This is a genomic window from Patescibacteria group bacterium (genome assembly GCA_018817085.1).
In the GTDB taxonomy this organism is placed as follows: domain Bacteria; phylum Patescibacteriota; class WWE3; order CG2-30-40-12; family CG2-30-40-12; genus CG2-30-40-12.
Map to the genome: position 1 here is coordinate 1 of JAHIUT010000013.1, position 7,408 is coordinate 7,408.

Consider the following 7,408-nt stretch of genomic DNA (forward strand, 5'->3'; position numbering starts at 1 on the left):
AATGTGTGATAAGAAGTTTCGGCAAATAGGGGAGAAGAAGACACAAGAAAAAAGAAAGGAAGAAATAACAATCCTAGTGATATTTTAGCAGGCATTTAGTATATTTTACCAAATCCAGCGCGGGTTTAGCAAAACCCCCCCTATAGTACAAGGTCTCTCCTTTGCAAAGGAGAGACCTTTGTCTAATTCATAGGGGTCTGACCCCAATTGACCTCAAAACATAAACAAAGGAGTCACCTTTTTCAAAGGAAGATTAAACACCATTTTCCTATTCGGAAGGGTTTGGAGAGTAAAGGTTAGAGTAGGGGAGACCTCGCTTTTTTTCTTGATGTCTTCCTTTTCTTCTTGTTTTTTAATTTTTTCTATTATTCTTTCTTTAAGCTCGGCTACCCCCTCTCCCGTTATAGCGGAGGTGAAAATAACATTTCTAAAATATTTTTTTAATATGTTTATGTCCTTTGCTATATCTATTTTATTAACAACAATAACTTCCTCCTTTTCAATAAGTCCTAAATTCCATTTATACAGCTCGTCGCGAATTGTTTTGTAAGCGTTTGTTTTGGTTATTGATTTTGCGCCACTTTCCAGATTCTCTACAGAAATAATATGTACAAGAAGTTGGGTTCTTTCTATATGTTTTAAAAATTTATCTCCAAGACCCTTGCCTTCGTGGGCGCCTTCTATAATACCCGGTATGTCGGCGATAACCACACCGGGCGTGTGAGAATCCTTCACACCCGGTGTGGTGGTGTGTGTAAAGATAACCCCTAAGTTTGGTTCTAGCGTTGTAAATGGATAACTGCCAACAGGGGCTTTGGTGGTTTTAGTAAGGGCGTTCAGAAGGGAAGATTTACCTGCGTTTGGAAGTCCTACTAGCCCCGCGTTTGCAATAAGTTTTAATTCTAGTTTAAATTCCGCGCGTCCTCCCAATTTTCCTTTTTCCGCGTAGTAAATATGTTTTTCCCGGCTGAATTTTCTTCCTGTATATTCCATTAGCTCCGGGTGCTGTTCTTTTTGGAATTTGTCCGCCAGCGGGCGGATTGGAACTTGCAATTTGCTAAAATGCGCGTTCCCATGCCCTCCCGCTCCGCCTTTTGCCACAAGAACAATATCCTTATTGCTATCTAAATCGTAAATAATCTTGTCGTCTTTGTCTTTTACGGTTGTTCCGATAGGCACTCTTATAAACAAATCCTCCGCGCATCTTCCTGTTTTATCCTTGGGCCCCCCCGCCCCTCCGTTTGTCGCTTTAAATATTTTGGCGCTAACAAAGTCTTTTAAAGTTGCTATGTTGGTATCTGCAATTAAATACACATCTCCGCCACTGCCCCCACTGCCCCCCATTGGCGGTCCTTTAGGTTTAAATTTAGCGCGTCCAAAGGTTATTAGTCCGTCGCCACCACTTCCTCCCCATACTGTTATTTTGGCTGTATCAATCATAGGCTAATTATAGCAGGTTTTTTGTTATTGAGGAGTAGGCTGTGTTTGCGCTGGCGCGGTTTCAGCGGGAATTTCGTTTACAACCGGTTGGTTTTTAATTTGTTCTTTTTGAATCTGTTCCTGCTGAGCTTGCTCTTGTATAGCTTGTTGTTCTTGCTGTTGTTTTGCCACTTCTTCACGGACTTTTTCCGCTTGTTCCTGCAAAATCTTTAAGTTATCGCTGGCAATTTTAAAGTCTTCGGAGTCTTGCGGTAAAAGTCTTAACACTATTTCCATATTCGTCGCCGACGCCTCCCAATTTTTTAGTTGCGCTTGAGAAAGCGATAGATTGTAATACGCGTTGGCGAAATCGGCCTTTAATTGAATTGCCTCTGCAAAAGATATAGCCGCCCTTTGAAAATCTCCTGCGGAGTAATATATAGAACCTGTTCCCACTACATTTCCAGATCCCACTCTCAAAATCGGGTTTAGGGGGTCTAATTGCACCGCTTCCTGCGCCGCATCCATAGCCGCTTGAGCGGCATTCTTGTCCAAGGCGGTTAACTGATTAAAGACCCAAGCTCGGTGCTCCCAGTTTGCCACAAACAGGGGGTTTATTTTTTCTGTGGTTAATCTAACTTCTCTTGTTGCCTGATTTACCAACTGTTGCATATCCGATTTATCCTGTTCGGTTATAGCGTCGCCTTTTTGGGCAATAAGGGCAACTAAAGCAATGTCAATATTGGCAAAATCCCGTCTGTATGTGTCGTAAAATGGGTTGTGGTAAACCACTTTGTTGTACAAATTGTATGCCTCCCCGATATTTCCGCTAGCAGCGGAGAGTAGGGCAGTTCTCCTATAAATTTCGGCAGTGTACGCTTTAACAGAGGCGAAAATTGTAGGGACGGCTATAAGCAAAGAAAGCCCCATAAATACATAAGTTAAAATTTCTTTTTTATCCTGCCCGAAATTTAAACTTAGTCTTTCGCCTACAGCCGCCACGCTAAAAGTAACATCTTCGGCAAAACCTTCCTGGAACTCTTTTTGAATGCGTACTAAAAGCGCCAGAAGTATTATTGTTAAAACGGCTATGGCGGTATTGGCGCTATAAAAGAGAAAGGACGCGAATATCCCTAAAACCGCGGCGTTTACGCCTGTGGCGGTAAAATCTTCTTTAGCTTTTTGGGATTTTGTAGTAATTCTTATAACCGCTAAGGTTAAAAGAATTAATGCGGTAAGACCCAAAAGCCCCTGTTCAGAAAAAACTCTAAAAAACTCGTTGCTTGGTTTGTTGAATCTCAAATTCCAAAAAGGAGTGTTATTAAAAGACAGGGGTTTGTATGAAGTGAAATCCATAATGTAGGTGGATAAACCAGTGCCAAGCAAAGGGAAGTCCCTTAACGCGCTGGTGGCGATTTGCCATGATGTTTTTGAATCTAAAGTTATTTCCATAGTTCTAGTGTAGTTAATTCCTAAGCTTGCGCGAATGCTGGGTACATAGTTCATTACCGCAAAAACAGCAAGCAGTATAGCGAGAGTTAAACCCACAGTTTTAATAAGCGAGGATTTAAGCAAATTCTCCGAGTGATGAAAATATGTATTTAACGCCACAAATAAAATAGAAATCCCTGCGCAGACCCAAGTAGGTAAGTTGTTGGCCGATATAATATACAGACCCGTTAGCAAGGCAACTGTTGTATATAAAGATAAGCCCACCGCATTTTTTGCTAGCGCTGTTTTTATAAGTAATGCCAGAGCTATGCCAAAACTTGCCGCCGACAAAATACCCAAAGTAACAGGGGACCCGAGTGTGTTAAACCCGCCCCCAGAAACCCAATCAAAGGGAAAGATTTTTTCAGTTAGGTTAAAGTACGACAAAAGACCTATCAGAGATGCCAAAGCTGTTGTGATTAATAGGCTTTTAATGGTATTGTTTACAACCTTTATTGTGGAGATATTTGACGATAGGGTGTAATACAAAGAAAAAAGCAGTACAGCTATAAATATATTAGGGAAAAACTTCCCATATTGCCCAAACAACGAATAGAATTTGTTGAGGGAAAATATTGTGGCTAGTATGGCGGACAAAACAAGAAGACCCAGCCCCAAGTCAAGAGGGGACTTAACGAAGGTTAGCTTTTGTGTTTTTATGGCTTTTACTGCCCAAACAAGTAAAGCAAGCGAGCTTATTATGAGTACGGATATCATTTTGTTAAACTCAAAAAACTCGCTGGTTATGGGCAAGAAAAATAGAACTATAAATACGGGAAGGGCATAAAGAACAACTTCTTGAAAGGTGTTTATAAGGTTGAGCAGGTTATTTTTTTCCATAATCAAAGTTTATAAACATTAAAAAATCTTGTCAAGGGGTAATTTTTGCAAAAATATCTTGCCGCTTGTAAAATGTTTTAGCAACAATGTTTGGTAGGGGAATGAATCTCAAACCGCAAAGCTCAAAACTCAAATCCACAACTAAAATCTAAAATCCTATGCGTTTCTATTGAAAATTTAAAATTAAGGTTGTATTATTTACTTAACTATGTCCGCAGAAAAATTTTCCTACAACCCCCATATAATAGAACCCAAATGGCAAAAAATCTGGTCTGCGGGGAATTTGTCCGAAGCTTCCGACTTTTCTAAAAAGCCGAAGAAATACATCTTGGCAGAATTTCCATATCCTTCCGGGTTGGGTCTTCATGTTGGCAACATTTGGGGCTACACGGTAGGAGATGTTTTAGCTCGTTTCTACAGAATGAGCGGTGAAAATGTTTTATTTCCAATGGGTTGGGATTCTTTCGGTCTGCCTACGGAAAACTATGCCATTAAAACAGGGCGCCCTCCGCAAGAAACTGTGGCGGAAAATATTAAAACATTTAAAGAGCAAATGCTTTCTTTAGGATTGTCTTTTGACTTCCGCCGTGAAATAGACACCTCTGCTCCCAATTACTATAAATGGACGCAATGGATATTTTTGCAGATGTTCAAAAAGGGGCTGGCGTATAAAGCCAAAATAGCTATAAATTGGTGCCCTAAATGTAAGACTGGACTGGCTAATGAAGAGGTGTTGTCCGATGGAACTCACGAGCGATGCGGGGCAAAGGTTGGGCAAAGGGAATTGGAGCAGTGGCTATTGCGGATTACTAAATATGGGGAGAGACTATCCGCGGATTTGGATAAACTAAATTGGCCTAAGCACATAAAAGATATGCAGAAGAATTGGATAGGGAAGAGTGAGGGGGCAAGTATAAAGTTCAAAGTTCAAAGTTCAAAGTTCAAATCAAATTCAAAATTAAAAATTAAAAATGAGAACGAGGAATACATTACAGTTTTTACTACCCGTCCCGACACGATTTTCGGTGCGACTTACCTTGTCCTTTCTCCGGAACATCCGCAGATAGAGGCGCTAACTGTTAAAGAGCGAGAAGCGGAAGTAAAAAAACATGTCAAAAAATCCCTTGCCAAGACTGAAATAGAAAGAACTTCGGCTGACAAGGAAAAGACGGGGGTTTTTCTTGGCGCTTACGCAAATAACCCTGTTAACGGAGAAAAGATTCCTATTTGGGTTGCCGATTATGTTGTTGGCAGTTATGGAGGTGGGGCGATAATGGCGGTTCCTGCCCACGACGCGCGGGATTGGGAATTTGCTAAAAAATACGGTCTGCCGGTAAAGAAGGTTATAGTTCCTTCTTATAAAGACCCTAAATTTCAATCCGCCGGCTGGCGGACAAATTCCAATGGAGTTTTTGAAGGGTACGGCACTCTCGTCAACTCCGGCGATTTCACTGGTATGACTTCGGAGAAAGCTATTTTTGCAATTTGTAAATGGCTGGAGGAAAAAGCCTGCGGGAAATATGCGGTAAATTTTAAGATGCGAGATTGGGTTTTTTCCAGACAACATTATTGGGGAGAGCCAATTCCTATGGTTTATTGCGAAACCTGCGCGAAGAAAGGTGAGGCTTTTTCCAAAGAAATTGATTGGGATGCTCGCGGGTGGTTTCCTTTGGACGAAGCGCTATTGCCTTTGCAACTGCCCGTTGTTAAGGATTACAAGCTTTCCGAGGATGGCAGGTCCTCTCTTTCCAAAGCGCTTGACTGGGTCAAAACCACTTGTCCTAATTGTGGCGCGCTTGCGAAAAGAGAAACAGACACTATGCCAAATTGGGCTGGCAGTAATTGGTATTATTTGCGATTTTTGGACCCAAAGAACGAAAAGGAGCTTGTATCTAAAGGACTGTACAAATATTATATGCCTGTTGACCTATATCTGGGGGGTCCTGAACACACCACTTTGCATTTATTGTATTCCCGGTTTATCCATAAATTTTTATATGATATTGGGGTGGTAGGTACCGACGAGCCTTATACATTGAGAATAAATAGAGGAATGATTTTAGGGGAAGATGGGCGAAAGATGAGCAAAAGCTTTGGGAATGTAATTAATCCAAACGAGTTGGTGGAAAAAATTGGCGCTGATTCGGTTAGAATGTATGAACTCTTTCTTGGACCGATTAACGGGACATATGTGTGGAGTACGGTTTCTATTTTAGGATTAAAAAGATTTTTAGACAAAGTATGGCAAATAGGGCAGGGGGAATTCTCTAAAGACAATGAGGATGTAAGCGCTCGTTTTAAGAAAACTGTCTATAAAGTAACGGAGGATATTAAAAAATTAAAATTTCATACAGCCATAGCTTTTATGATGGAGTATGTTAATAGTATGTCAAAATCAAATATTCTTTCGGCAGTTGAATATAAGGAATTTTTAAAGTTGCTCGCCCCATTTGCCCCGTTTATTACGGAGGAGCTTTGGCATACCTTGGGTGGGGAAGGTTCTGTCCATAAACAACAGTGGCCCAAATATAATCTTGCCCTAATAAAGGAGGACAAAATAAGTATATCTGTGCAGGTAAACGGCAAATTTAAAGGTCTTATTGAGTTGTCTGCTGACAAAGCGGGGGATAGGGGAGTGGTTGAAAAAATGGCGGGGGAAATTGAGAAAGTAAGGGACATGTTGTTTAACAAAGAGATAAAGAGGGTTATATTTGTGCCAAATAAAACCATAAACTTTGTAGTTTAGTTTTGAAAAAGGTTACAAATCTGTATGGAGATGTCTAAAATAAAACAACTATCTCTTTCTTTTATTCTCGGAATAGTTGTTGGGGTTTTAGGGTTTTTAATAGTGACCCCTTCTAAAAAATGCGACCCTGTGGTTTTTACCAAAGTGGGAGGTTGCGAGGATGTTAAAGGGGTTTTATCCGAGATAGTGGTGGATGTTTCGGGGGCGGTGGTTAATCCGGGAATTTACAAATTTCCTCAAGAATCCCGTATTTCTGATGCCATTAAATCGGCGGGAGGCGTTTTGGAAGATAAAGTTAACAAAGAGTATCTGTCTAAAAATGTAAATCTAGCCCAAGTATTGCAAGACAGCGCCAAAGTTTACATCCCCTTTGAGGGCGATTTGTCGCAAACATACCACTTCGGAAGTGGTACTTCAGTGTCAGGGGGTGTTAATATAAACACGGCGAGCGAAAGCGAGTTGGATAGTAAGTTAACAGGGATAGGGCCTGTATATGCCAAAAAGATAGTAGATAACCGTCCCTATAGCAAAATAGAGGAGCTTTACGAGAAAAACATTATACCCAAAGCTACTTTTGAGAAGATAAAGGGGGATATAACGGTAAATTAATGTTATGTCGTCATTGCGATCCCGAGCGTAGTCGAGGGAGAAGCAATCTTGTTGGGAATTTAAAAAAGGAGTCTCCTTTTTCAAAGGAGACTCCTTAGTCAAATTGAGTTTCGAGCTTGAATTTAATTTTGTTATTTGAACTTTGAATTTAAAATATGAAACTATCCTTTCTCTTACTCATATTCGCTTTGATATTTCTAGAACTCTCTGTTCTCCGTTTCAAATCTGCCCTTGCTTACAGAAACACTGTTCTTGCCGAAAGCGAAGCGGTCCTGCCGTTAAAAAATGACCCCGCGCTTTACG

Annotated in this window: 4 protein-coding genes; 2 read left to right on the plus strand and 2 right to left on the minus strand. The window is 40.7% G+C overall.

The features are described 5' to 3' along the window. Positions 1 to 213 precede the first annotated feature (213 nt). Positions 214 to 1,440: a 50S ribosome-binding GTPase gene (locus tag KJ678_01000; protein ID MBU1016725.1), complete on the minus strand. Its 1,227-nt coding sequence runs from the start codon at positions 1,438 to 1,440 to the stop codon at positions 214 to 216. 24 nt (positions 1,441 to 1,464) lie between these two features. Continuing rightward, a complete protein-coding gene (locus KJ678_01005; GenBank protein MBU1016726.1) occupies positions 1,465 to 3,750 on the minus strand; it encodes a hypothetical protein in 2,286 nt (761 codons plus the stop codon). A 208-nt stretch (positions 3,751 to 3,958) separates the two neighbouring features. Between KJ678_01005 and leuS the strand changes: the two genes are divergently transcribed. Then, positions 3,959 to 6,496, plus strand: coding sequence for a leucine--tRNA ligase (gene leuS, locus KJ678_01010; protein MBU1016727.1), 2,538 nt, complete (start codon positions 3,959 to 3,961; stop codon positions 6,494 to 6,496). A 24-nt stretch (positions 6,497 to 6,520) separates the two neighbouring features. Then, positions 6,521 to 7,105: a helix-hairpin-helix domain-containing protein gene (locus tag KJ678_01015; GenBank protein ID MBU1016728.1), complete on the plus strand. Its 585-nt coding sequence runs from the start codon at positions 6,521 to 6,523 to the stop codon at positions 7,103 to 7,105. Positions 7,106 to 7,408 lie beyond the last annotated feature (303 nt).